This is a genomic window from Pectobacterium carotovorum, from assembly GCF_033898505.1.
GTDB classification, from domain to species: Bacteria; Pseudomonadota; Gammaproteobacteria; order Enterobacterales; family Enterobacteriaceae; genus Pectobacterium; species Pectobacterium carotovorum_J.
The window spans coordinates 2146327-2171719 of sequence record NZ_JAXAFK010000001.1 but is presented as its reverse complement, the minus strand read 5'-3'; the positions used below and the strand labels follow the sequence as shown (position 1 = coordinate 2171719).

The 25393-nt window shown below is 49.5% G+C and carries 29 protein-coding genes and 1 tRNA gene; 16 read left to right on the top strand and 14 right to left on the bottom strand.

Going from position 1 to position 25393, the window contains the following annotated elements; genetic code table 11:
- The first annotated feature begins 241 nt into the window (after positions 1 to 241).
- The 4 genes from betI (at position 242) to R9X49_RS09640 (ending at position 4869) form a co-directional block, all read left to right on the top strand.
- Positions 242 to 829, top strand: coding sequence for a transcriptional regulator BetI (betI, locus tag R9X49_RS09655; protein ID WP_319848177.1), 588 nt, complete (start codon positions 242 to 244; stop codon positions 827 to 829).
- 68 nt (positions 830 to 897) lie between these two features.
- The gene (gene betB / locus R9X49_RS09650; RefSeq protein ID WP_319848176.1) at positions 898 to 2370 is read left to right on the top strand and encodes a betaine-aldehyde dehydrogenase; all 1473 of its coding nucleotides are present in this window, start codon (positions 898 to 900) and stop codon (positions 2368 to 2370) included.
- Positions 2371 to 2389: 19 nt separating this feature from the next.
- Complete coding sequence (gene betA / locus R9X49_RS09645; RefSeq protein WP_319848175.1) at positions 2390 to 4069, top strand: choline dehydrogenase; 1680 nt, start codon at positions 2390 to 2392, stop codon at positions 4067 to 4069.
- A 146-nt stretch (positions 4070 to 4215) separates the two neighbouring features.
- Positions 4216 to 4869 (top strand): tellurite resistance TerB family protein, encoded by a 654-nt coding sequence (locus tag R9X49_RS09640; RefSeq protein WP_319848174.1) that lies wholly within the window; start codon positions 4216 to 4218, stop codon positions 4867 to 4869.
- A gap of 94 nt (positions 4870 to 4963) precedes the next feature.
- On the opposite strand, the gene fabA is transcribed toward R9X49_RS09640, so the two are convergent.
- Both fabA and R9X49_RS09630 read right to left on the bottom strand, forming a co-directional pair.
- The gene (fabA, locus tag R9X49_RS09635; RefSeq protein WP_005970620.1) at positions 4964 to 5482 is read right to left on the bottom strand and encodes a bifunctional 3-hydroxydecanoyl-ACP dehydratase/trans-2-decenoyl-ACP isomerase; all 519 of its coding nucleotides are present in this window, start codon (positions 5480 to 5482) and stop codon (positions 4964 to 4966) included.
- 91 nt (positions 5483 to 5573) lie between these two features.
- A complete protein-coding gene (locus tag R9X49_RS09630; RefSeq protein ID WP_319848173.1) occupies positions 5574 to 7343 on the bottom strand; it encodes a Lon protease family protein in 1770 nt (589 codons plus the stop codon).
- 177 nt (positions 7344 to 7520) lie between these two features.
- Between R9X49_RS09630 and matP the strand changes: the two genes are divergently transcribed.
- Entirely contained in the window at positions 7521 to 7979 is a 459-nt protein-coding gene (gene matP / locus R9X49_RS09625) for a macrodomain Ter protein MatP (protein WP_319848172.1), read from the top strand.
- A gap of 145 nt (positions 7980 to 8124) precedes the next feature.
- Here matP and ompA read toward each other — a convergent pair whose 3' ends face one another.
- Positions 8125 to 9225: a porin OmpA gene (gene ompA / locus R9X49_RS09620; RefSeq protein ID WP_319848171.1), complete on the bottom strand. Its 1101-nt coding sequence runs from the start codon at positions 9223 to 9225 to the stop codon at positions 8125 to 8127.
- A gap of 362 nt (positions 9226 to 9587) precedes the next feature.
- Positions 9588 to 10094 carry an SOS-induced cell division inhibitor SulA gene (gene sulA / locus R9X49_RS09615; RefSeq protein ID WP_319848170.1) on the bottom strand — a complete coding sequence of 169 codons (507 nt, stop codon included), beginning with the start codon at positions 10092 to 10094 and terminating at the stop codon, positions 9588 to 9590.
- 223 nt (positions 10095 to 10317) lie between these two features.
- On the opposite strand from sulA, the gene R9X49_RS09610 reads away from it, so the two are divergent.
- On the top strand, positions 10318 to 10938 hold the full coding sequence (locus R9X49_RS09610; RefSeq protein ID WP_319848169.1) for a TfoX/Sxy family DNA transformation protein: 621 nt from the start codon (positions 10318 to 10320) through the stop codon (positions 10936 to 10938).
- A 16-nt stretch (positions 10939 to 10954) separates the two neighbouring features.
- Here the strand turns inward: R9X49_RS09610 and yccS are convergent, their stop codons facing one another.
- On the bottom strand, positions 10955 to 13090 hold the full coding sequence (gene yccS, locus R9X49_RS09605; protein ID WP_319848168.1) for a YccS family putative transporter: 2136 nt from the start codon (positions 13088 to 13090) through the stop codon (positions 10955 to 10957).
- 20 nt (positions 13091 to 13110) lie between these two features.
- Entirely contained in the window at positions 13111 to 13557 is a 447-nt protein-coding gene (locus tag R9X49_RS09600) for a YccF domain-containing protein (RefSeq protein WP_225085049.1), read from the bottom strand.
- 198 nt (positions 13558 to 13755) lie between these two features.
- On the opposite strand from R9X49_RS09600, the gene helD reads away from it, so the two are divergent.
- Positions 13756 to 15813 carry a DNA helicase IV gene (helD, locus tag R9X49_RS09595; protein WP_319848167.1) on the top strand — a complete coding sequence of 686 codons (2058 nt, stop codon included), beginning with the start codon at positions 13756 to 13758 and terminating at the stop codon, positions 15811 to 15813.
- An 82-nt stretch (positions 15814 to 15895) separates the two neighbouring features.
- On the opposite strand, the gene R9X49_RS09590 is transcribed toward helD, so the two are convergent.
- Positions 15896 to 16354, bottom strand: coding sequence for a methylglyoxal synthase (locus R9X49_RS09590; RefSeq protein ID WP_319848166.1), 459 nt, complete (start codon positions 16352 to 16354; stop codon positions 15896 to 15898).
- Positions 16355 to 16491: 137 nt separating this feature from the next.
- Positions 16492 to 17016, bottom strand: coding sequence for a DUF2057 family protein (locus R9X49_RS09585; RefSeq protein WP_319848165.1), 525 nt, complete (start codon positions 17014 to 17016; stop codon positions 16492 to 16494).
- 193 nt (positions 17017 to 17209) lie between these two features.
- On the opposite strand from R9X49_RS09585, the gene R9X49_RS09580 reads away from it, so the two are divergent.
- A complete protein-coding gene (locus R9X49_RS09580) occupies positions 17210 to 17623 on the top strand; it encodes a CoA-binding protein (RefSeq protein ID WP_319848164.1) in 414 nt (137 codons plus the stop codon).
- A 77-nt stretch (positions 17624 to 17700) separates the two neighbouring features.
- Here the strand turns inward: R9X49_RS09580 and hspQ are convergent, their stop codons facing one another.
- A complete protein-coding gene (gene hspQ / locus R9X49_RS09575; RefSeq protein ID WP_015840746.1) occupies positions 17701 to 18009 on the bottom strand; it encodes a heat shock protein HspQ in 309 nt (102 codons plus the stop codon).
- Between the two features lie 225 nt (positions 18010 to 18234).
- Here hspQ and yccX point away from each other — a divergent pair, with 225 nt between their 5' ends.
- Positions 18235 to 18513, top strand: coding sequence for an acylphosphatase (gene yccX, locus R9X49_RS09570; protein WP_319848163.1), 279 nt, complete (start codon positions 18235 to 18237; stop codon positions 18511 to 18513).
- A 12-nt stretch (positions 18514 to 18525) separates the two neighbouring features.
- Here yccX and tusE read toward each other — a convergent pair whose 3' ends face one another.
- Both tusE and yccA read right to left on the bottom strand, forming a co-directional pair.
- Positions 18526 to 18855 carry a sulfurtransferase TusE gene (gene tusE / locus R9X49_RS09565; RefSeq protein ID WP_319848162.1) on the bottom strand — a complete coding sequence of 110 codons (330 nt, stop codon included), beginning with the start codon at positions 18853 to 18855 and terminating at the stop codon, positions 18526 to 18528.
- 109 nt (positions 18856 to 18964) lie between these two features.
- Positions 18965 to 19624 (bottom strand): FtsH protease modulator YccA, encoded by a 660-nt coding sequence (gene yccA / locus R9X49_RS09560; RefSeq protein WP_319848161.1) that lies wholly within the window; start codon positions 19622 to 19624, stop codon positions 18965 to 18967.
- Between the two features lie 287 nt (positions 19625 to 19911).
- On the opposite strand from yccA, the gene R9X49_RS09555 reads away from it, so the two are divergent.
- A tRNA-Ser gene (locus R9X49_RS09555) sits at positions 19912 to 19999 on the top strand.
- Positions 20000 to 20382: 383 nt separating this feature from the next.
- Here the strand turns inward: R9X49_RS09555 and R9X49_RS09550 are convergent.
- The gene (locus R9X49_RS09550) at positions 20383 to 20637 is read right to left on the bottom strand and encodes a biofilm/acid-resistance regulator YmgB/AriR (RefSeq protein ID WP_319848160.1); all 255 of its coding nucleotides are present in this window, start codon (positions 20635 to 20637) and stop codon (positions 20383 to 20385) included.
- A 525-nt stretch (positions 20638 to 21162) separates the two neighbouring features.
- Here R9X49_RS09550 and R9X49_RS09545 point away from each other — a divergent pair.
- The 4 genes from R9X49_RS09545 to R9X49_RS09530 all read left to right on the top strand — a co-directional run bounded on the left by R9X49_RS09545 (position 21163) and on the right by R9X49_RS09530 (position 23264).
- On the top strand, positions 21163 to 21585 hold the full coding sequence (locus tag R9X49_RS09545) for an NUDIX hydrolase (protein ID WP_319848159.1): 423 nt from the start codon (positions 21163 to 21165) through the stop codon (positions 21583 to 21585).
- An 88-nt stretch (positions 21586 to 21673) separates the two neighbouring features.
- A complete protein-coding gene (locus R9X49_RS09540; protein WP_319848158.1) occupies positions 21674 to 22198 on the top strand; it encodes an isochorismatase family protein in 525 nt (174 codons plus the stop codon).
- A gap of 4 nt (positions 22199 to 22202) precedes the next feature.
- Complete coding sequence (locus R9X49_RS09535; RefSeq protein WP_319848157.1) at positions 22203 to 22658, top strand: GNAT family N-acetyltransferase; 456 nt, start codon at positions 22203 to 22205, stop codon at positions 22656 to 22658.
- A 177-nt stretch (positions 22659 to 22835) separates the two neighbouring features.
- Complete coding sequence (locus tag R9X49_RS09530) at positions 22836 to 23264, top strand: universal stress protein (RefSeq protein ID WP_319848156.1); 429 nt, start codon at positions 22836 to 22838, stop codon at positions 23262 to 23264.
- Between the two features lie 55 nt (positions 23265 to 23319).
- Here the strand turns inward: R9X49_RS09530 and R9X49_RS09525 are convergent, their stop codons facing one another.
- On the bottom strand, positions 23320 to 23826 hold the full coding sequence (locus R9X49_RS09525) for a DUF523 domain-containing protein (RefSeq protein ID WP_319848155.1): 507 nt from the start codon (positions 23824 to 23826) through the stop codon (positions 23320 to 23322).
- 82 nt (positions 23827 to 23908) lie between these two features.
- Positions 23909 to 24094 (bottom strand): GhoT/OrtT family toxin, encoded by a 186-nt coding sequence (locus tag R9X49_RS09520; protein ID WP_319848154.1) that lies wholly within the window; start codon positions 24092 to 24094, stop codon positions 23909 to 23911.
- A 155-nt stretch (positions 24095 to 24249) separates the two neighbouring features.
- On the opposite strand from R9X49_RS09520, the gene R9X49_RS09515 reads away from it, so the two are divergent.
- Positions 24250 to 24549, top strand: a complete 300-nt coding sequence (locus R9X49_RS09515; protein WP_413775880.1) for a hypothetical protein — start codon at positions 24250 to 24252, stop codon at positions 24547 to 24549.
- Between the two features lie 158 nt (positions 24550 to 24707).
- Positions 24708 to 24989, top strand: coding sequence for a hypothetical protein (locus tag R9X49_RS09510; RefSeq protein ID WP_319848153.1), 282 nt, complete (start codon positions 24708 to 24710; stop codon positions 24987 to 24989).
- Positions 24990 to 25393: the final 404 nt, after the last annotated feature.

Below are 25393 nucleotides of genomic sequence, written 5' to 3'. Positions count from 1 at the left end.
GAAGAAGATCGTCAGAACAAAAAAGAAATTATTCTTTTAAAGGTGGAGTTATCGTCTGAACTCACACCATTTTTCATGATAATTGATACAGATTTTTAACCTTTCAGCAATAAAAGATATTCATTTTTTATTGAACGTTCAATCAAAAAAAAGTTTAATGGGACAAATCGGATCATGAATCACCGTCGTTTACCGTGATTCATCACGCAAAATGAAGGGAAGATAATGAAGGGGAAGTGCAGTGCCTAAAGTCGGAATGCAGCCTATCAGACGACAACAGCTCATCGACGCGACGCTGGCAGCGATTAACGATGTGGGGATGCACGACGCCTCGATCGTACAGATTGCCCGACGTGCGGGAGTGTCGAACGGGATCATCAGCCATTACTTCCGCGATAAAAATGGCTTACTGGAAGCGACGATGCGCTACCTGATCAGTCATCTGGGGCTGGCAGTGAAATCAAGATTGCTGGGCCTGACGGAAAACACACCTCGTGCACGTTTGCGGGCGATTGTTCAGGGAAACTTTGATGATAGCCAGACGAATAGCGCGGCGATGAAAACCTGGCTGGCGTTCTGGGCCAGTAGCCTGCATTCCCCTATGCTCCATCGGCTACAGCAGGTTAACGATCGGCGGCTTTACTCCAACCTGTGTGTCGAATTTAGCCGTTGTTTGTCGAAAGGCAACGCACGTCTTGCGGCAAAAGGGTTGGCAGGTCTGATCGATGGACTGTGGCTGCGCGGTGCGCTAAGTCATGACGCCTTCAACCGCGAAGAAGCGCTGAGCATTGCCTATGACTATATCGAGCAGCAGCTCACTCGCGCGTAACCCTTCCTTATCATTTTGCCTTTTCTGCCCGGAATGCGTGTCCGGGCAGCCATCAGACAGGAGAATTTATGTCTCGCTACGGTTTACAACAGCTTTATATCAACGGCACATATGTCGATAGCACAGGTGACGATACGTTTGATGCGATAAACCCCGCGAATGGCGACATCATCGCCCAGCTTCAGTCAGCCACTGCCGCTGACGTTGACCGGGCGGTCAGCGCAGCAACCGCAGGGCAGAAGATATGGGCGGCCATGACAGCGATGGAGCGCTCGCGTATTTTACGCCGTACCGTGGATATCCTGCGTGAGCGCAATGATGAACTCGCATTGCTTGAAACGCACGATACCGGCAAGCCGCTCTCAGAAACGCGCACCGTCGATATCGTGACCGGTGCGGATGTTCTGGAATATTACGCGGGGTTGATTCCCATGCTTGAAGGGCAGCAGATTCCCCTGCGTGATACCTCGTTCGTCTATACCCGCCGAGAACCGCTTGGGGTGGTCGCTGGCATCGGTGCCTGGAACTACCCCATTCAGATCGCATTGTGGAAATCGGCCCCTGCGCTGGCGGCTGGCAACGCGATGATCTTCAAGCCCAGTGAAGTCACGTCGCTTACCGCGCTGAAGCTGGCAGAAATCTATACCGAGGCTGGGTTACCGGCGGGCGTATTCAATGTGCTGACGGGAACGGGACAATCCGTTGGTCAGGCGCTGACCACGCATCCGGGGATTGCCAAAGTCTCTTTCACCGGAGGGATCGCCAGCGGGAAAACGGTAATGGCCAATGCCGCTGGCTCGACGCTGAAAGACGTTACGATGGAGCTGGGTGGGAAATCGCCGCTGATCATTTTTGCTGATGCAGATCTGGATAAAGCAGCGGATATCGCCATGATGGCGAATTTCTTCAGCTCAGGTCAGGTGTGCACCAACGGTACGCGCGTCTTCGTTCCACAGGCATTGCAGGCGCAGTTTGAGGAAAAAATTCTGGCTCGCGTTCAGCGCATCCGTATTGGTGACCCGACTGACGAACAGGTAAATTTTGGTCCACTGGTTAGCTTCCCGCACAAAGAATCCGTATTGCGTTACATCGAAAGTGGAAAACGCGAAGGCGCTCGCGTGCTGGTGGGTGGCGAACCGATGACTGACGAGAAATATGCACAAGGCGCATACGTTGCCCCGACGGTGTTCACAGACTGCCGGGACGATATGAAGATTGTGCGGGAAGAAATCTTTGGCCCGGTCATGAGCATTCTGACGTATCAGGATGAGGATGAGGTTATCCACCGCGCCAATGATAGCGAGTATGGGCTGGCGGCTGGCATCGTGACCTGCGATCTGAATCGGGCACACCGGGTTATTCATCAGCTTGAAGCCGGGATTTGCTGGATCAATACCTGGGGTGAATCCCCGGCTGAAATGCCTGTGGGCGGCTACAAACATTCGGGTGTCGGACGTGAAAACGGCATAACAACATTGGAACACTATACGCAAATTAAGTCTGTACAGGTTGAACTGGGTGAATTCCGCTCGGTATTTTAAACGAAGGGGAGAAAGCCTAATGGAATATGATTACATCATTATCGGAGCGGGTTCTGCTGGCAATGTGCTGGCAACGCGTTTAACAGAAGAAAGCGACGTAAGCGTGCTGCTGCTTGAAGCTGGTGGCCCGGACTATCGGTTGGATTTTCGCACGCAAATGCCCGCGGCATTAGCTTTCCCACTACAGGGTAAGCGTTATAACTGGGCGTATGAGACTGACCCAGAACCTCACATGAATAATCGCCGTATGGAATGCGGTCGTGGCAAAGGGTTGGGGGGCTCATCGTTGATTAACGGCATGTGCTACATCCGTGGCAATGCGATGGATTTTGATAACTGGGCGACGATGCCCGGCCTGGAAGACTGGAGTTACCTTGACTGTCTGCCGTATTTCCGCAAAGCGGAAACGCGGGATGTGGGATCGAATGACTATCATGGCGCGACGGGCCCTGTATCGGTGACCACGCCGAAGATGGGAAACAACGAACTGTTTCACGCTATGGTTGAAGCGGGCGTACAGGCCGGTTATCCGCGTACGGACGATCTTAATGGCTATCAGCAGGAAGGGTTTGGGCCGATGGACAGGACCGTTACGCCGAAGGGGCGTCGCGCCAGTACTGCCCGAGGCTATCTGGATCAAGCGAAAGGTCGTAAAAATCTGACCATCGTGACGCATGCTTTAACCGACAGAATTCTCTTTGACGGAAAACGTGCCGTCGGTGTCGCTTACTTTAAGGGCGAAAATGCGCAGACGGCGAAGGCACGTCGTGAAGTGCTGCTATGTGCGGGAGCGATCGCCTCGCCGCAGATCCTGCAACGCTCCGGCGTGGGGCCGAAAGCGTTGCTTCAGGGGCTCGATATTCCCGTGGTGCACGAGTTGCCCGGCGTCGGCGAGAATTTACAGGATCACCTGGAAATGTATTTGCAATACGCCTGCAAAGAACCGGTGTCGTTGTATCCAGCGCTGCAGTGGTTTAATCAGCCGAAAATCGGGGCGGAATGGCTGTTCAACGGCACAGGCATTGGTGCCAGCAACCAGTTTGAAGCTGGTGGATTTATTCGCAGCCGCGATGAATTCGCCTGGCCGAACATTCAATACCATTTTCTCCCTGTTGCGATTAACTACAACGGCAGTAACGCGGTAAAAGAGCACGGGTTTCAGGCGCATGTTGGCTCTATGCGTTCACTTAGCCGGGGGCGCGTGCAGGTGCGTTCCAAAGATGCCCGTGAGCACCCCAGTATCCTGTTCAACTATATGTCGACAGAACAGGACTGGCAGGAATTTCGCGATGCAATCCGCATTACGCGTGAAATCATGGCGCAACCTGCGCTGGATAAATACCGTGGTCGAGAAATCAGTCCTGGGTTGGAGGTGCAGACCGATGAGGAACTGGATGAATTTATCCGTACCCACGCTGAGACGGCATTCCATCCCTCCTGTTCCTGTAAGATGGGAGAGGACGAGATGGCGGTGGTTGATGGGCAAGGTCGGGTTCACGGCATGGAAGGGCTGCGCGTGGTGGATGCCTCCATTATGCCGCAGATTATTACCGGTAACCTGAACGCGACAACCATCATGATTGCCGAGAAGATTGCCGACCGAATCCGTCGGCGCCAGCCGCTGCCGCGCAGCAAAGCGCGTTACTATGTGTCGGGAAATACTCCGGTCAGAAAAGCACCGCTGAAACCAGCCTCGTAACGTTCCCCGCATCGCCAGATGAACCGTCCAGAAAGGACGGTTCATACTTTTCATTGCTATACACAATCTGACAAACAAACGCCTTCCGCACCATTACTATGGGTGATAACACCATCAGTGATGTCACTTTTCCTTGAGGAATGAAAATGAATAATTGGCTGCAACAGATTCAGGGCTTATTAAACTCCGGTAGCAAGCAGGGAAATCATCATCAAGGGGGTAAAAACGGCAATTTGGGCGACATGCTGAAACCCGCTGCGCTAGGCGGTTTGGCTGGCGTCTTGTTGTCGAATAAATCCACTCGGAAGATCATAGGCTCATTGGGTAAAAATGCGTTGATCATTGGCGGCAGTGCCGCGGCGGGCGTGGTGCTGTGGAACCAGTACAAGAAACGCGTTCGCGACACACATCAGGACGATCCGCAGTTTGGTTCCCAGTCCTCAGCCGACACTATTCGCGCCCGTCGTCTGATTCAGGCTCTGGTTTTTGCTGCTAAAAGTGACGGCCACATTGATACTACAGAAAAACAGCGTATTGATGAGAACATTCAGCAACTGCAACTGGGCAGTGAAGCACACCGCTGGGTGCAGGAAGCGATAGAGCAACCGCTTGACCCGGTTCTGCTGGCTAAAGACGTGAAGAATGAGGAAGAGGCGCTTGAGATCTACTTCCTGAGCTGTGCGGTCATTGACGTCGATCACTTCATGGAGAAAAGCTATCTGGATGCGTTAGCGACCGAATTGAAGATACCGCAAGATGTACGGCAGTCGATCACCAACGAGCTGAAAAGCCCGTCATGATAGGGCGAGTGGGTTACGCTGGGGTAAGATAGTGTCGAAGAGATAAATGGATAACGCGGGCGAAAAATTTTTCGCCCGCAGTGCTATCTGATGCTTAGAAAGAGCTGGTGTCTTTGAACAGGCCCACTTTCAGTTCGTCAGCGGTATAGATTTGCTGACCGTCAACCAGTACTTCGCCATCAGCAATACCCATCACCAAACGGCGATTGATCACACGTTTGAAGTGAATGCGATAAGTCACTTTCTTCGCCGTCGGCAGCACTTGTCCGGTGAATTTGACTTCACCCACGCCGAGTGCGCGGCCTTTACCTTCGCCACCTAACCAGCCCAGATAGAAGCCAACGAGCTGCCACATAGCATCCAGACCAAGGCAACCTGGCATCACTGGATCGCCGATGAAATGGCAACCGAAGAACCACAGGTCAGGCGTGATATCCAATTCGGCTTCCACATAGCCTTTGCCATACTTACCGCCGTCTTCTGTCATCTTAACGACGCGGTCCATCATGAGCATGTTAGGGGCGGGTAACTGAGGGCCTTGCGGGCCAAACAGCTCACCACGACTGGAGGCAAGGAGGTCTTCTTTTGTATAGGATTCGCGTTTATCTACCATGGTCTCTGTAAGCCTTATTTTAATGAAGCACGCAGGTTAGCGTACACCTGTACGCTGGGCAAGTCTGTTGCGTCTGGTTGAACCAGTTGGTTTAACGGAAAAACCAAGGGAAACGTCTGCGTTCCTGCGGTGCAAGTTGTCCAATTCGCTCACGAATCGCGGTCAGCAGGTTTGGCTGCTGCTCATCGTCATACGCGAAGTTGGTCAATAATGACAACGCTTCTGGCGCAGTTTCTACTGGGAAAAGATGGAATTTCCCTTCGCGTACGGCTTCAACGACATCTTCCTGTAAACAGAGATGACGCAGGTTAGCCACAGGTAAAATCACGCCCTGTGTTCCCGTCAATCCGCGACGCTGGCAGACCTCAAAGAAACCCTCGATCTTCTCATTTACGCCGCCAATTGGCTGCACGCGACCAAACTGATCGACGGAACCCGTCACGGCGAACTGCTGATTGATTGGTCGCAAGGAGAGGGCGCTGACTAACGCACACAGCTCTGCCAGAGAGGCACTGTCACCGTCAACTTCGCTGTATGATTGCTCGAAGACCATGGAAGCGGAGAAGGGAAGCTGTTGATCGAGCTCCAGCTCCGTAATCAGGAATGCCTGCATGATCATCATGCCCTTCGCGTGCAAATTGCCAGCCAGTTCGGCTTTGCGCTCGACGTCGGTGAATTCACCGTCGCCAGCGTGAACGACACAGCTGATACGCGCTGGTTCGCCAAAGGCAACAGGGTAGCCAGGGAATTCGAGTACGGACAGGCCGTTAACCTGGCCGACGACTTCGCCTTCCGTTTCGATCAGAATCTGGCCTAATTCGATTTCATCCTGCATGCGCTCACGAAGGTAGCCTTCACGCCATTGGCGAGCGGCAACGGCATCAACCAGCGCCTGCTCAGTGATCTGACCATCTCTGGCATACAGCGAAGCATATTTTAACTGGCTGATTAACCAGCGTGGGCATAATGGCAAATTGCCCTGATCGCCGCTGTAGCGTACTGCGACGTTTACTAAGGCTGGCCAGGCATCGGCGTCCAGTAGCGGCAGTTGATTCTCGCTGCATAGTGCATTGATGTAGGCGCACCAGCGTGCCATGTCATCCGTTTCAATCAACTGTAATTGCGCTTCAAATTCGCCGTAAATCGCGTGCTCGCCTAATTCCGGCTCCATATCATGAATATCAGCCAGACTCTCGCGGTCACCGAGAATAATCAGGCGAATATCAAGCGGCATCGGTGGCACATCAACGGGCAGTGGCTTGCGCTCATCTGGTGACAACCAACGATAGAGCCCCTCAGCCATAATCTGCTTCAGACGCAGCCACATTAAGGGCTGAGCCAACAGTGCTCTGGCCGACAGGATCAGCGTACCGCAATTAACCTGATGAATCAGTCCTGGATGCAGCGTGATTTCATCGTGAAAACTGCGCACACAGCCGAAGAGCTGTTCAGGTTCGATCCATTCCTGGTAGCCACAGGACTGCTGTGCGGCAAAATTATCCGCAGGCTGTGTGGCTGGCTCGACCCGGATGTGACGACCCTCAATGATATATTTACTGCCATGTATCGCCCCGGAGTCTGGCCTGATTGCGCTTAGCGCACGGGCGATCAATGCCATATATTCATCGTTTTCCTGCGCTTTCAACAGCATAAAGCGGGAAGGAGATCGAGGGTGGCAAAAGAGCGTCAGGCTGTCTGCCAGACGCGACTGAATAGCGGAGAATTCAGCAGGAGCAAGCTGAGCTGCCTGAGTGAATAGCGTTTGATAAGGCGTATTATTGGGCAGTAAATGCTGCCATGAGAGTCGGTTACTGGTCAAAGTATCAATGTAATCGTCTAATGGAAAAGCGTGATTATACAAGAATAATGTCGAGTGCGCATAAGGAGAGTCATCTCTCCGTCATCTTTAACAGACTGAAGCCCGAACGGCGTTTGGCTGATTGTCTTAAAAACTGTCAAAAAACCGCCAGAAAGCGGTCAACATCAGGGAAAACTGTTATGCTGAAAGTAACGTTACGCGGTCACTGAAGAATTTAATATGAAATATCAACAACTAGAAAATCTTGAGTGCGGGTGGAAATGGAAGTATCTGGTGAAAAAATATCGGGAGGGAGAAGAGATCACGCGCTTTCTGGAGCAAAGTGCCGCGGACGAAGCGGTACAGGCATTGCTTAAAATGGAAAACCAGCCGGTGAAAGTGCTGGAGTGGATTGCGCAATGCATGAATCCCACCTTAGAAAATCGGATGAAGCAGACGATCCGCGCACGGCGTAAACGTCATTTCAATGCAGAACACCAACATACGCGCAAGAAATCGATCGATCTGGAATATTTGGTCTGGCAGCGTCTTGCGGCTCTGGCTCAAAGACGCGGAGTGACCTTGTCAGAAACGATTGTGCAGCTAATCGAAGATGCTGAGCATAAAGAGAAATACGCCAGCCAGATGTCGTTGCTCAAGCAGGATCTCAAAGCCATTCTGAATAACGACGAGATGTGACTGGGCTTGTCATTTGTCTTGCCGATAAGCAGGCATAAAAACGCAGGGAGCGTTTTTCAACGTTGCGCAGCAACGGTTAGGGTAGCGAAGAAAGATGTCGGACATAAAAAAACCTCGCCGGAGCGAGGTTTTTTTCGTTAATAACTTAAGCCTGAGGCTGAGTTACAACGTCTTTGATGCCTTTAACTTCGATCTCTACGCGACGATCTGGTGCCAGGCAGTCGATCAGCGCAGCACGAGGTTTCACGTTGTCACAGGTAGAACCGGTAACAGGTTGAGATTTACCCAGGCCACGAGCAGAGATTTTGTTCGCAGGGATGCCTTTAGAAACCAGGTAATCCACGACGCTCTGTGCACGTTTTTCAGACAGGGCTTGGTTGTATTGCTCTGAACCTAAACGGTCAGTGAAGCCCAGAACAACAACAGAACCGTCTTTCGGATCCAGAGAGCTCAGTTGAGTGTACAGTTGATCCAGTGATTGCTGGCCTTCTGCTTTCAGCGTTGCTTTGTTGAAGTTGAACAGGACGTCAGATTTCAGCGTGAAACGCTTGGTTTCAACAACTGGAGCCGGAGCTGGAGTTGGAGCCGGAGCAACAACTGGTGCTACACGGTCATCCTGGCCGAAACGGTAAGACAGGCCAACGCTCATCAGCATGTTGTCTGGACGGGCACCAACGGTACCAGCATCACCAATGTTGCTTACCCACTGGTAGTCAACACGAGTAGCCCAGTTTTTGTCGATAGCGTATTCAACACCGATCGCAGCCAGCGGAGAAACGCCAGTGTCGTCGTTGCTGATGTCAGCTCTTGTACCGGTGTTTACAGAGGTAGCTGCATGGCTGTCTGCGCGCCATACCATACCGCCCAGACGAGTATAAACGTCCAGATCCGGCAGAACTGGGTAGCTCAGTTTAGCAGCCAGTTGGATGCCCTGTGCTTTGAAGCTCGCGCTGTCTGCTGCACTAGCAGTAGAACCAGCATACTTCATGCGGCCCAGCCAGTCGTAGCCCAGTTCAAAACCCAGGTACGGGTTGGCTTGATAACCAACAAATGCACCAGCGCCTAACTTGCTTTTGATTGGGTTGTTGTTGACACCGGTGTAACCATTTCCGTAGAAACCAGTATCGTGGAATTGAGACACACCCAGTTTACCACCGGTGTACCAGGTATTGTCTTTAGGAGCTGCTTGCGCGACGGTCGCGAAGCTAGCCAGTGCCACTGCAACTGCGATAGCTGTTTTTTTCATTTTACGCCTCATTATCATCCAAATCGGTAATTAACCTGATGGGCTAATAAACCTTTGGTTAAAATCCTTTGGTTGGAGACTTTGCCCTTATTTATGACTCACTGTCAGTCAACTGACGTTATAAAAGAGCAACTCCAGCGAGTTAAAGTCTACAACGTGATGAGAAAGTTACAAGTATGATGTGATTTGCGTCATAAGAAAACCGCACGATTCATACATACTTGCTAACAAATAGTAGATGCTTTTGACAGATCTTACGCCTTTTAGCTGTATTAAATATACCCAAAAAGCCCGCAGAATACCGCTCTGCGGCGATCTGTATAGCACATAACCAGACAGGGCTGAGAAAATTCTTAATTTACTTAATGATACAATGTCGAATGAATTTTAAGGCTGGGAAATAGTCTATAGGCGTCACCGCCAGTACTTTCTGGCCGCATAATAAAGCCGTATGTATTTCCTGCCTGTGCGGCGTGGCGTAGCCGAACCTTCTCTTCTTCTGTTAATTCATGTGGTAACCAGCACAACACCGCGCTGTAGTTTCCTGTCAGCAGGGCCCTCTCCATGGCATCAACCGTAAACAGCGGATTGATATGGTGAAGTTGCACCATTTTATCCAGCGGTAACCCAGATTGCTGTACCCAGGGACGGCTCAATTTTTGCTGAGGAGAAAGCCATAGCAACCAACGGGATTGCGTACCTAACTGCTGTAAGAGCGGTAATAACAGGTGTGTGACTATGGGCTGATCGGCGTTGTACACGATTTCGCTGATAATTCCGCCCGCGCTGCTCGAGGTTCCCGCAGCATGCTGACTTGCAGAAAACGATGACGACTGAACGTTGTGAGAGCTGATTGATTGCGTACGCATAATGAGTTCTACCCATAGTATTACTGTATGAACATACAGTATCTGCTGTGTGCGTGAAAATCAACCTGATTTTTTGAAAGCGCTTCGCATATTCCTTATGCAAGAGACAGTAAACACATTTACTGTTTGAAGCCGCATCGGGGCTGTGTTTAATTATTTGTTCCTGCTACAGATATTTTTAATTGTTCAGGAAGAGATCATTTCAATACTAAGGATTATGGCAATGAAGCATTTATGCAAAAAAAGGATTTTGCAATCTCAGCATTCTTTTTCATCTTTGGGGGACATCACTTCACGTTCCCAATTTGGTGGCTACAGCATCGCAGCAAATAAAACGATTTTTGGACTGGTGTCGGAAGGGGAGCTTTATCTTCGCGCCAGTAAGAAGGATGAAAAATATTTTCAGCAGCGTGATATGCCTCATCTGATTTATACCAAACGCGGTATGCCAGTTCCGTTGAATTATTTTCTTGTTGATGAAGCATTATGGCAAGAACCTGTGCAGCTCCTGTATTTTGCCCGTTTGGCGTTGGTTGGTGCGCAGTATGATAAAGCCGTCAGAAGCACCAACGGACGGCTAAAGGATCTCCCGAATCTCAACCATGATATTGAACGCCTGTTGTGGAAAGCGGGGATAAGAAATATTGATGAATTACAGCATTATGGCGCGAAGAATAGCTATCTCGAATTGCGAAAGGTTCGCGCTAATCTGAGTGTCAACGTGCTATTGGCGCTTGCCGGCGCCATTTGCGGCACGCATCAGGCGGCACTTCCTCGTGGTATCCGCAATGAATTGTTGGAATGGTATAAGAACAATGCGGTCTCCAAAGGATCAAAACACTAAGAAATGCGCGCTATTTTCACTGTGTAATTATGTCATTTTTTAGCTGTACGAGTTCAGGCAAGAGACCGAGCAGCAGGCCGATTTGCTGAATAATTAATGATTCTTTACTGTCTGACTCGGGTGAAAGGGATTGAATGCTGGTGGTAATAGTTTTCAATCCCTGATTGATTCGCAAACTTTCCTCTTCGCTACAGTGTAGCGCGTCATCAACATGGCAAACGGCATCATCCAGCAACTGCAGCGTTTCCGATGAGGTAATTTTCCCGCGGTGTGCACCGAGCGTTGAAATGTAGCTTAACAACGTATGATTCAGACACATGAAGCGAAATGCGCTGTCTAACTTGTTTCGGGTCGTGTGGGGTTCTGAAGACATATTCGATACGACGGACGCCAGTTCTGCATCGCAGTTATGCGCATCTCGGCGGGCAATGCGATAAGGCAGGCTATTATCTTTCCCCTGATGATATTGCACCATAATCGCATCAAGATAACGGCAATTGGCGTCCAATGTCTTATTGATAACGGTTGGCAGGCCGCGAAAGCGCCAGTCCGGCCAGATAAAGCTTACCGCGGCCCATGCGATGGCACACCCCAGCAAGGTATCGATAATACGTGGCACCGCGACTTCAAAACCTTCGCCCAACAGATTGAAACAGAGCAGGACAAGCAGCGTAATAAACATGGTCGCGTGTGCGTACTGTACGTTGCGAAAGGCGAAAAACAGTACGCCGCTAATGACGATTAGCGTGAGCTGTCCTTCCAGCGACGGAACGAAATATAAGACTGGCAAGCCGAGTAAAATACCGGTCAAGGTCCCAATAATCCTCAACGTCAGCCGTCGTCGGGTGGCGTTATAGTTGGGCTGACAAACAAATAGGCTGGTCAGTAGAATCCAGTAACCGTGCTGCATCCCGGTAACCTGAATCAACGCGTAGCCGCTACACAGCAGTACGGACATTCGAATAGCATGACGGAACAGCGCCGACTGGGGCGTCAGATGACGGCTAATGCGCAAGCGGATGTCGCTCCAGCCCGTGATTTTGTCATCTGCCAGCGTGTTTTCCGGGTTATTTTCTTGCTCAATAGCCTGTTCGGATTCGATCGTCGCCAACTGGGCATCAATCGCGCGTAGATTATTTAATAAATAAGTGAGCGCTTTGATTTGCGCAGCGTCTGCCATGTTATTAGCCGCGATGCGCGCAATAGCGGATTCAAGATGCACGAAAGCTCGCTCAAGGCGGCTGTCATGCTGATATTTTTGCTGTAGCAGAATGGATTGCGACAACTGCTGACAGGCTTTGGCCTGCATGCTCAGCAGGCGTTGAAAGCGGAATAAGACGTCGCTATAGCGCAGCTTTTCACGCAGTTGCGGATAGTAAACATGCGACGAACTGGCCCGTTCGTGAATATCCTGAGCGACAAAATAGTAATGCAGCGTTTGACGCGTCCCGCGCTGTCCGCGATCGCCGCGCAGACGTGTTAACAGCGAGGATTTGGTCTGGTTGAGTATCGCAACCAACTGGCTGTTTGCCATCGCGACATCAATCAAGGGCTTGTCGGTTTCTTCTTCAATATCGGGATCGAATAGGTTGGCTTTTGCATCCAGATAGCGAGCCAACTGTTGATAACACTGCGCGAGGTTGTCCTGCAACGGGCGAATTGGGAAGATCAGATGACCGAACAGCGTAAGCAGGTTGTACCACGATGCGCCGATCAGCAGCATGATGGGCTGCTGATACCAGTTGTCATAAAGAGAGATTCCCAGCATGGTGTAAATCGCGATCAGCAGTGCGCCGAATGCGATTGTCGCATAGCGCTGCCCTAATGCGCCGAGCAGAATAAAGCCGCAGGTCGATACCGCCAGACCAATCCCGAACAGCCAGGGATAGGGAAAAAGCAGTTCGATCGAGACGGACGCGACAAAAAAACAGGCCAGCGTAATGAACAGATTACGCAGACGTCCGGTGAGGCGATCGTCAAGATCAGTGAGGGCGGCCGCGACGACGCCAAGCGTGACGGGAATGGTCGATGTTGGCTGACCGAGCCACCAGGGAACTGCCGCCGCACCACTGAGCGCAATGAGGATACGAATGGTGTACAGCCAACTGCTGTTGTACACATAGCGGCGAATTCCCGGGGCAAAGGTGAGCAACGTAATATCCTTAGATGCCGTTAGCGAAAGTGGCGGCGGGCATTGTTTTCCCGCGCAGCCTGTGCAAGTTCGACGGAAACCACGCGACGCCCTACTGGCCACAGCGCGATGGCAGCAATTTTAAAATTGGCGATGCCAACAGGAATGCCAATGATCGTAATACACTGCGCGATACCTGTAATGATATGCGACAGGCAAAGCCACCAGCCAAAGAAAATAAACCAGAAGATATTAAGCAGAGAACCGCCGGCGTTGAGAATAGTGCTCTTTTCATCCGGGCGTAGCTCATCAACATGGATGGCCTCATTGCCATAAGGCAAGAGCGACAGCTTGGTGATTTCCCAACATGAACGTGTTAGCGGTAAGGTAAAAATCAGCAGCACGCTGACGACTGTCGCCAGAAGCCAGGCTAGTGTGGTGAAAAAACCACCTAATACGAAGTTAAGGATATTCAACACAGTACGCATAGTCTCTCCTGTACGTGTAAGGTAACCCGATAAAGTAACCAAACTCGCTGATGGTAAAAGAATTATCACATTAAGCATCAGGATATCCTAACCTGTTTTTAAGGCTAGAGCGTGAAGTCCGATAACGGGTAAACTAGGGAACAGATAAACGACAAAAAATGGACGAATAACCTCTCACATAGTCATGGCGCGAACATCATGGAACTGAAATCTACCTCGTTAGGTAAACATCTGGCCCAGCATCCTTACAACCGGGTGCGGTTACTGAATGCCGGTGTCGAAGTGAGTGGCGATAAACATCAATACCTGATCCCCTTTAACCAACTGCTGGCTATTCACTGTAAAAGAGGGCTGGTGTGGGGAGAGCTGGAATTTGAATTGCCAGCCGGGAAAGTCGTGCGCTTGCACGGAACAGAGTGGCAGGAAACGCAGGCTTTTTACCGCCATCTGCTTAAATCCTGGCTTGATTGGAGCGAGGAGATGAGTCTGGTCAGCGCTGAGGTTTTGCAGCGCCAAACGGACAGTATTCAAGCACTAACGCAGCAGGATAAATGGTTTAGCCGACAGGCGCTGTCAACATTGCAGAATGCTATCCGCGATTCTCTGGCGGCGCTTCCCCTGCCTGTTTCTCGCTTGGAAACCTTTGATAACTGCCGTGATAACTACCGCGACTGCCTACGCTGGCTTGAGCAGGGCGATGAGATGCGCACAGCGGTGAATCAGGCATGGATGGAGCGCACGTTGGCAGCAGAACAGCCTTTCTTTGAAACGGTGGAGAGTTCGCCATTAAACGTGTCGCAGAGTAAGGCTGTCATAAATGGCGAAGAGGGCGTACTGGTGCTGGCAGGGGCAGGCAGCGGGAAAACCTCAGTGCTGGTGGCCCGAGCGGCGTGGTTAATGCATCGGCAGGAGGCCACACCCGATCAAATTTTGCTACTGGCGTTTGGTCGTAAAGCGGCAGAAGAGATGAACGAGCGCATTCAGGAACGGCTCCATACGGACGAAATTCAGGCCAAGACGTTCCATGCGCTGGCATTGCACATCATTCAGCAGGCTAGCCGCAAAGCACCGATGATAAGCCAGTTGGAAAGTGATGAGAAACAGCGTCGAGAACTGCTGATTTCTCACTGGCAGCAGCAGTGTGCCGAGAAAAAAACACAGGCTAACGGGTGGCGGCGCTGGTTAACAGAAGAGCTGGAGTGGGATGTGCCAGAAGGCGACTTCTGGAATGACCCGAAGCTGGCGGGGCGGCTGGCGGGGCGACTGGAGCGCTGGCTAGGGTTGATGCGTATGCACGGCGGCAGCCAGAGCGACATGGTTGAGCAGGCGCCAGAATCCATTCGGACCGAATTTCAGCAGCGTGTTCGCCTGATGGCGCCATTGTTGAAAGCCTGGAAAAAGGCACTTAAGGATGAAAACGCGGTCGATTTCTCCGGCCTCATCCATCAGGCTGTAAACCTGCTAGATAAGGGGCGTTTTGTTAGCCCCTGGAAACACATTCTGGTGGACGAATTCCAGGATATTTCGCCACAGCGTGCGAACCTGCTGGCAGCACTGCGTCGACAGAATAGTCGTACCTGTCTTTTTGCCGTAGGGGATGACTGGCAGGCAATTTACCGCTTTAGCGGTGCTGAACTGACGTTGACGACGGGCTTTGAAGAGCATTTTGGCGTAGGTGAGCAGTGCGCGCTGGATACCACCTATCGTTTTAATGAGCGCATTGGTGAAATCGCCAACACGTTCATACAGCAAAATCCGTATCAGCTGAAGAAACCGCTTAATAGCCTGAGTAAGGGAGATAAAAAAGCGGTGACGATCCTGCCTCAGGATCAGCTTGAGCCACTTTTGGATAAACTGAGCGGTTTTGTGAAAGCGGATGAGCGCATTCTTGTGCTTGCCCGCTACCATCATTTACGTCCTGCTATTTTGGATAAGGCCGCGACCAAATGGCCGAATTTGCATATTGATTTCATGACCGTGCATGCCAGCAAAGGGCAGCAGGCGGAATATGTCATCATCGTGGGTATGCATGAGGGGAAAGACGGCTTCCCGGCGCCGGCAAGGGAATCTGTGATTGAGGCAGTGCTGTTACCTGAACCGGAAGATTTCCCCGATGCGGAAGAGCGTCGCTTACTGTATGTGGCGTTGACGAGAGCGAAACATCGCGTCTGGTTGCTACAGGATGTGGCGAATCCATCGGTGTTTATTGGACATCTTCATCGCTTAGGCGTGCCGACGCAGCGTAAGCCGGGATAAGGAAAAGCGAAAGTAGGGAAGTGGTGCAGCAGAGACCAGCGTCGACGGTGTGGCACGCCGCTGGTCTGGTGATGCGCGGCTACTATTTCAGGCGGTCTTGCAGATAGCGCTGATAATCAGGGATGGTTATCTGTACGGGTTCTTTAAATAGCGCAGAGTTGACCAGGAAATCCGCTGTTGCACGGTTGGTGGCGACGGGAATGTTCCAAACGGTAGCCAGTCGCAGCAGTGCTTTTACATCAGGATCGTGTGGTACGGCGTTAAGTGGATCCCAAAAGAAGATCATCAAATCGATTTTTCCTTCGGAAATGAGGGCGCCAACCTGTTGATCCCCCCCCATTGGCCCGCTCAGCATGCTTTTTACGGGCAGCCCCGTATTTAACTGAATCAGGTTCCCGGTGGTTCCGGTGGCGTAAAGCGTGTGCTCTTTGAGCTGTTCTTTATTCGTACCAACCCAATCCAGCAGGGATTGTTTACAGTGGTCGTGTGCTACCAGCGCAATATGTTTTTGCGCGGCGATGGTACGGGTGGTGAACTCCATGGTTACGTCCTTCAATCTGGTGTAGTAAAGCTGACGCTAGGGTACAGACAGATTACGGAAACGCTGTTTCGGTGCAAAGCGATAAAAGCAGGAAAAGGCGAACGGGTATCAAAAATCTGATGCAACTGCGCGTAAAATCACCAGGTTACGGATTCATTCAGCGCGGTCGTAAAGCCTGCAACCGAAGCCCCTTTCGCCGCCGCATTGTACTCCGACATTTTTCGTTCTATATCGAGTAGCTCATTGTCAGCGATGACAAGCGCATCGGTACGCACGGGGATTGCCTGATTTTTTTCATCAAGCAATTGATATTGAGGCTGGGCAGTGAAATTCTTGCGATCTTCAAGGGTGTGCAACGGCGGTAGTTTAAACGACACCGATGCCACTTTTTCCGTGTTAAACGCCGCAATAAACGTGGACGGAAAATAGGTGACTGGCGCACCGGTTTGGGCATCGATGGTATCGACAACTTTGAACAGAATCTGGTGTTGTCCACTGCCAAGTTCGAGGCTATCGGCACCTTTTAGCAACGAGCCTGACATTCTCTGCCCGTCAACCATAAGGAGATCAATTTTCTGATCTAATTTCAACGTTGTTGCCGCAATTGCTGAGGCACTGAAACCTGCAATAAAAAGGCAGACAGTGATGAAGCCGAATTTCATAATTTTCCCAAATGGCACGTAATCCGGGTATTGTTGAGGAATTGTCTGAATGTGTCAAAGGTTTCAATTTGAAACAGGCTGTTATGGCATTTTTCGTTCTACACGATACAGACGGCGGGCTTTTAAGCCATTTTCTGCTATTCGTAGAATGTGCGATACACTGTAATGAATCACGCAAGAGAGGCTGAATAGCATGAATGACAGTGATATTGAATCTGTACTGAAAACGGTAAAAACCATTGCACTCGTGGGGGCTAGTGATAATCCGTCCCGCCCGAGTTATGGTGTGATGGCGTATTTGCTTGAGCAGGGGTATGACGTTATTCCCGTTAGCTCCAAACTGGCCGGGCAGACGCTTCTGGGCCAAAAAGCGTACGCCAACTTGGTGGATATTCCTAAACCGGTTGATATGGTCGATGTCTTTCGCCAGCCGGAAGCGGCTTATGAGATCGCCAAAGAGGCAATCGCCATTGGCGCTAACGTTCTATGGCTACAGATCGGCGTCATTAATGAGCAAGCGGCAATTTTGGCTCATGATGCCGGGCTGAAAGTCGTAATGGATCGTTGTCCGAAAATTGAAATCCCACGGCTGGGTCTGGGTAAATAAGAGCTTGGGTAAATAAGTCACTGATGTCGGGCGATGTTGAGTATCACAACATCGCCAATGTCTGCCTTCGGGAAAAGCTAATGGCGCAGCTGTGGCGCGCGGCGCTGAATGACCTCGGCCAATTCGTTGAGTGAAGGATGTTCGTGTTCAGAAAGCTCTTCCTTCATCAACTGCGCTTCTGCCAGATAAGTGTGTATCGGTTGGCCTTCGTCATCTTCCATCACAACGTGATACCACGGTTCGGAACGCGGCGTGTCATTACCGCTAATTTCTTCCCAAGTGGGCGTTTCTAATGAGTATTCGGGATCGATATCGATAACGACCCCTGGAAACCCCAGTAGCTTATGACGAATCTGTTGTCCGATGCCAAATTTACAGATGATCATATAACCCCCTGGAAATAGATTACACTTTCTACTCGCTGCGGATGACGTGGAGGAGGACAACCGCATCTGATAACGCCTTTTCGCGTACAGCGTTTTTCAAGCGATGTGTTCGTTGATGAATCACTGGTTGAACACATTATTAACAGTATGGTGTAAATTTTTAGAAGATACAGCCCTGCTAATGAAATGTTGTTTAGCCTCTTGGCGTGGAAAAGGGGGAAGAAGATGGCAAAGATAGCGACTGTCGCCTATATCTATGGCGTGGTTCAGGGAGTCGGGTTTCGCTACAGCACGCAGCATCAGGCCAGGAGACTGGGGCTCAATGGGTATGCGCGCAATTGCGATGATGGCAGCGTGGAAGTGGTGGCAAACGGCGAACCTCATGCGGTAGAGGCGTTGATTGACTGGCTGAAGCAAGGGGGCCCACGAAGCGCCAGGGTGGATAAGGTGCTTATTGAGCCACATGGTAAGACGGACTATGAAGGTTTTACGATCCGCTATTGAAACTGGGTGAAGCTAGATGCATTTTACCGGTTTGGGCAAGCCCGCAATTTTAGTTGCCTGCTTTGCTGGTCCTTTTGGGAACAGTTTATACAGGTAGCGGCTATTTCCTTTCTCTTCACCATACTTTTGCGCCATCGCTTTAACCAGCATGCGTATAGCGGGCGACGTATTAAATTCCTGATAAAAATTCCGCACAAACCGGACGACTTCCCAATGTGGTTCAGTCAGCGCGATGTCTTCCTGTTCTGCTAACACGTGAGCCAACGCTTCATTCCACTCGGTGCTATCCATTAGATAACCTTGCGCGTCTGTTGCGATTGTGCGCCCTTCAAACTCCAACATCTTCTCTCCGCCTGCAATAGATCTGCCCGCAGTTTAACAAATTTTTCTGTCTGCGCCGGAATAAAAAAAGCCCCAACAGGGGCTTTCTCGGTGTGGCGATAAACGAAACTTAGTCGTTACGCATGATGCCCAGAATGCTCAACAGGCTAACGAAGATATTGTATATCGCGACATACAGGCTAACCGTCGCCCGGATGTAGTTGGTTTCGCCACCGTGGATGATGTTGCTGGTTTCCCACAGGATGGCACCCGCAGAGAACAGAATAAACAGGGCGCTGATCGCCAAGTGTAATGCCGGAATCTGCAAGAACAGGTTGGCGATGACGGCAACAATCAGAACCACGAACCCTGCCATCATCATGCCTGACAGGAAGGACATATCCTTACGTGTCGTTAAGACATAGGCTGAACAGCAGAAGAACACCAGTGCCGTGCCGCCCAGCGCCAGCATGACAATGTCGCCTGCGCCGGAGGAAATCAGAGAGTTTAAAATCGGGCCCAGCGTATAACCCATAAATCCGGTCAGGGCGAACGCAGCCAGAATACCGGCAGGGCTGTTTGCCAGCTTGTGCGTCAGGAACATCAGGCCATAAAACCCAACCAGCATCAGAATCAAGCCAGGGGCAGGTAGGTTAAGTACGGTACTTGCCGTTGCGGTAACGGCGGAAAAGCCCAGCGTCAGCGACAGCAGGAAATAGGTGTTGCGCAGCACTTTGTGCGTGCTGAGTAGCGAGCTTTCTCGGCTAGAAGAAACAACAATACGATCCATATCAGCGACTCTCTCTTCAGGGTGCTATTATCCAATGTCAAAGAGTAAATAGTTGCAGGACGTTATTAAAGGTGGTTTACCCTTCTTTACGCTGCAAATTTTCCATCCTCCGGGCCTGTGCTCGTGTTTTGTTCTGCAATTTGTAAGGTGCTGGAGATAAGTTGCGCTATTTTACTGCCACGTGACGTTTTTACGTCCAATTGCGCTGCGTTAGGCTATTTTTCAGGCGATTGAGCGCTGTGATGCTTTACAAGATCTCACACACTGTTTATAGTTCGCGTCATTGCGGAGGAGTGGCCGAGTGGTTGAAGGCACCGGTCTTGAAAACCGGCGACGCGAAAGTGTTCTAGAGTTCGAATCTCTACTCCTCCGCCAAAAAATTCAACGGGTTAGCTTAGGCTAGCCCGTTTTCGTTTCCGCTATCCAAATCAACAAGTGTTTTTACCTTGCATCGCTGATGCGGCTATTGTCCGTAACGACATTCATATTGAACCAGTGTGAACGTGTAGCGACGCTGCGATACGCATTTTCCCTTACAATTCATTCAGAAATGAATATTAACGATTGGTAAAATAAATAGGTATCGCGCTCTTCGTTATTAATAAATCAATAGCTGTTGGTCAGGAATAATAACAACATAAATATCTATGCTATTTATTGCGGACATATCCATAGCTGGTTGTACATATGAAATAAAATTCTGGCCGATAAAGCATAAACGTTATCGGGAAGCGATAGAATAGCACCTTGATCTTACATTAAATCAGGAAATCGTCCTGAGTTTTATAAACAACCAGTTCCAGCAATGCTCGATATTTATCCTGAAAAGCGGCATTAGCCTCTGTTTCAATCTTGTGAATTAATTTAGCGATGATGGCCTTGTTACTGACCGAATGACCGGATTGAATGATTTCGTCCACAATGTTACCGAGTATTTCCATATCGCTGACCTGAGAATCAAGGCCGAGGTCACCAGATGCTGGTAGCTCGTTTGGGGACACCTCTGGATGCATTGCTTTTCCTCCCTTGCCTTGTGCGTTTTCTGACGTGACTAATACACGTCTTGCCAGACAGCACGAATGCGCTGCCCGCCAGACATGAATAAATGGTTAGTTAACTTTAGTCGATCATACGCATAAAACCAGTCGACAAGCTAAATAAACACGGCGTGACCCAGCGGTGCTTTTGAACGCGAAAGGATGACGCCGATCAATGGTCAGGTGGATAAATATGAATTTATCGTTCCTCACCAATGTTATGTCTGAAATAATTATGTGAGACGCATGACTTCAATAAGTTAAACATGACGGGAGGAAAGGAGGCAGAGAAAAACATTCACTGAACATAAAGACTATTAATGCATTTTGATTACGTCCTATAAGATTTTTATCTGTATAAAAAGATGACATTTTTCTGTGTTACATGCCTTTTATCAATCAATGTCATTTTGTCAAAAAATGTGCGTTTGTCAGAAAATGTCTTTTTATCAAAAACGTCTTTTTATCAAAAGAGTGCCGTAGTTTACCTGGAGCGTTGGCATGCAAAAGATCAGAGCAAAAGCAGTTTGTCTTTTCCGAAACAATGGCAAGATTCTGTTAGCAGAAGGGTATGACCCTGTAAAAGATGAGCATTATGTGTTGCCGCTCGGTGGTGGTGTCGATTTTGGCGAATTGTCACAGGCGGCAGCGGAGAGGGAAGTTCAGGAGGAAATTAGTGCAGCAACCAAGGACTTTTCGCTGCTGGGTGTTTCAGAGAATATTTTCTCCTACAATGGCAAACCTGGGCATGAGATTGTCTTTGTTTATGAGGCTCGCTTTCAGGATGAGTCGCTTTACCAGCAGGATATTATCCATGGTATCGAGACAAACGGCGTGCCGATCGTCACCCGCTGGTTTGATATTGAGCGACTGCGTTCAGGGGAAATTAAGTTTTATCCTGATGGTATAGTGGAGATGATCTAGCCCGAGTCAGCCTGGCTGAGTGATGACAGGTTGTTACCTTCGTGATGATAATGCGTGCCGATGTTAAGTGCCAACATAAGGAAAAAAGATGCAGGTTTTGATGGTCATTGATATGCAAAATGCGGTGTTTGCAACGCCAAGAGCGCGGCAGGCGCAGACGGTCGCATTGATAAACCAGCTTTCAGGCGCAGCAGATCGGACGATTTTCATCCAGCATGAAGAAGAGGGCATGTTGTCAGGCAGCGAGGGGTGGCAGTTATTACCTGAGTTGAACCAGCCAGAGGGATGTTTGTCCATCACCAAAACGGCGTGCGATGCATTCTACCGTACGCCGTTAGCCGATGTGTTGGCGGAGCTGGGGGTTGACCACCTTACGATTTGCGGATGTGCGACGGATTATTGCGTTGATGCAACTATTAAAAATGCGGCCAGTCGAGGCTATGCGTTGACGATCGCCGCCGATGCGCACACGACAGCCAATCGCGGCGAACTGAAGGCAGAACAATTAATCGCACATTACAACGACGTGTGGCGGAATTTTATTATTCCAGGCAACACGATTACGGTAGAAACAACGGAGCACATCGTTGCTTCATGGAAGATGAGTCGCTAGTCCTATGCTGAATATTATTTCTGTCAGACATCGTCCTGAATACAAAGAAAGGGCGATTCATTATTTCCAACGTCACTGGGCATCCGACGAGACGCTGATGCTTTACGAAGACTGCATCAACCACTGCATTGGTGCCGAAAATCCATTGCCTGATTGGTATTTGCTGGAAAAGGACGGGAATATTATTGGTGGTGCCGGATTAATTACCAATGATTTCATCAGCCGTATGGATCTCTATCCCTGGCTGTGTGCCCTTTATGTTGAAGAGAATCATCGTGGTAATGGGTATGCGGGGCAATTGATTGAACACCTTGCTCAGGAAACCCGCCGTGCTGGTTTTTCTACGCTGCATTTATGCACCGAACTGCTCGGTTTTTATGAACGGCATGATTTCCACTTTACTGGAATGGGCTATCACCCTTGGGGGGAATCGTCACGTATCTATTCGCGATCGCTTTAAAGGAAAGTCACGGTCACTTTAAAGAAACGCTGGTGGTGAGCTAACCGCCTCTGACTGGTTAAAAATAACGGGCAACATGTGTAAAAGTGAACGGGATCATATTCTGCTGACGTTGAGCAGACTACGCTTCTTACATACTGACAGGTAATCAGTTATCCACGCAGGGGAGAGGTGATTATGTACACGAGCATCCTGGTGCCAGTAGATATAGAACAAGATGAACTCACCAAACACGCGATTACGCATGCAGTCAGGTTGGCCAAAATGTCAGGTGCTGCAATACACCTCTTTCATTCCCTCCCGGATGCATCGGCGTTCTTATCTGCGTACTCTTTTGGCATAAAAGAGTTTGAGAATGAGGCGGTAGTGAAAGCGAATGACAAACTCAAATCACTGATGAAAGCGATCGATCTGCCAGCATCGCGTTTGTCATGCAGCGTCAGTTTTGGTTCGGCCAGAGACGAAGTGTTAGCGCTGGCGGAGGAGATGAATGCGGATTTGATCGTAATCGGTTCGCGGCGGCCAGATGTGAAAACCTATCTGCTTGGCTCAAATGCCGCAGCCATCGTTCGCCATGCGAAAATGTCCGTATTAGTTGTTCGTTAGTTTTTAGCATAACGCAACTGCCGCATTGTTATTTGGCGATGAGGCAGTTGCGGTGCTACGCATCAGCGTGGCGATCGCAGTATTCAACACGTTCAATTAACTGCTCGATCTCACGATCGGAAAATACTTCGATACCGTGGCGACGCAGTAGCTCTGCAGTAACGCCGCTTCCTGCTGTTTGTGAACCATCAAAGCGTCCACTGTATATAATGCGGCTGCCGCAAGATGGACTCCCTTCCGTGAGGAGCGCGAAGCGGCAGTTATGGTGTTGCGCCATGTGTAGTGCTAGCCAGGCACCCAGAATATAACGTTCGGTCACATCGCCGCCGGTTGCTTCGACAACCTTGGCACCCGCGGTGATGACTGAAGTGCTGCCAGAGGCCGGGATAATTTCCGCTGAAGGCCTGGGGGTTGGGAAACCCGCCGCCAGCTCCGGGCAAAACGTAATCAATCTTGCCTGCTGGCGCCACTGGGCAAGATAGTCGCCAACCGATTTCTTTTCGGTGCCGTTATAGCGGACGGGAAAGCCAGACAGACAGGCGCTGATCAGAATGTTACTCATTGTGGGACAATCTCTCTAAAAGGCGCGAATAGGTGCTCCTGTGCTGATTCAGCATACAGGTTATCGGAAGAGAAGCGGCGCTTCAAAAAATGGAGAACAGCAGGACAACAGGAAAGCTCAGCGGCCAGGTTAAGCCGATAATTAGTGAGGCAAAGAATCGGATGAACAGGGATTTATCTTTACTTAATAAGAAAGTCACGACCAAGGCGATGATAAAACCGATCGTGTAGGTAAGTTTAATGAGTTCCCATAGGGAGTGATGTGGCACGTTTGTTTCCTTTTATCCTCGGAGCGCCTGCATTTTATGTTGTTAATATTTTATGATCAATTTTTTAACCCATAATGGGTAGCTGGAAGGCCGCGTTCTGCGGTGCGTATTTTGTACTACAGTTATTATCCTCTGGCTAAAATGAGACCTTCGGTATGAAAACGACGCTGTCTGTTGTGATGGTGTGTGCTGTGGCTCTGCTTTCTTTTTCTACGCCTAGTATGGCGAAACCCACCCGGATTTCTGATGAACAGATCAAAGAACGGATCATTCAGGAATCAATTTCTTCTTATTCCGGTAATTGTCCTTGTCCTTATAATTCAGCGCGTAATGGCAGCAAGTGCGGTAAACGTAGCGCATGGAGTCGGGCAGGGGGGTATTCGCCGATCTGTTACAAAGATGAAGTGACCCGGAAAATGATTGATGAATGGAGAATGAGAAACGGGAATACGTAATACCCAGCAGGGAAATAAAAATAGCGAAATAATAATATCTTTACTAAGAAATTAATTACGTTATTTTTGTGACAGAAATATTAAATTTTTATTTCAGTATGGACATTGCTGGCTGGCTGTCATAGCTTACTATTTTACCCCATGAGAAAGGTAATAAAATGAGTGAGATATCTAGCCTGTCCCTGAAAATTTCCTCAGAGCTGAAAGAAAAAATCAAAGCGGCTGCCCTGGAAAACGAAGTCTCTATCAGTGCAGAAGTCAGCGCTCGGTTACTGAGGAGCTTTGATGAAAGCCATCAGGCCTCTGAGCTATCTTCTGAGTTGGTGGACAGTCAGGGCACCGAAGAAGTCGGTGCAGAAGCGCCGTTGACGCAGAAAGAGCTAAAGAAAGTCCGGGAATTGTTGAAAGGTAAATCCAAAGCGACTTCCAAGAAAAAGTAATGCTGGATGTGGCTCTGAATATTTGATTGATTCAAAAAATAAATAGCAAAATTAAATCACCCAGGCGCGTTGATGAAAATGCGTCTGGGTGAGTTTTTTTGCCCAAAGGCACACTGCTTGTATCGAACGCGGAAAGTGACTGGAAGCGCGCTATAGCACGTCATTTATCTAATTCCCCTCTATTTCTACTTCCCATTCGCGATATAATATAAACACAGACAGTATTTATTTAAATATATAACAAATTGTTATTATTTATTTTCTGGTTTATTGTTACATCCTGAATACCATATTCATTTCACCTAAAAATCACATATCTTATAAATAGATAGATTGTAAAAAAATGATCGATTAAATAGATATTAATACCATAAGTTAGAAAATATAAAGATTATCTACAAAAG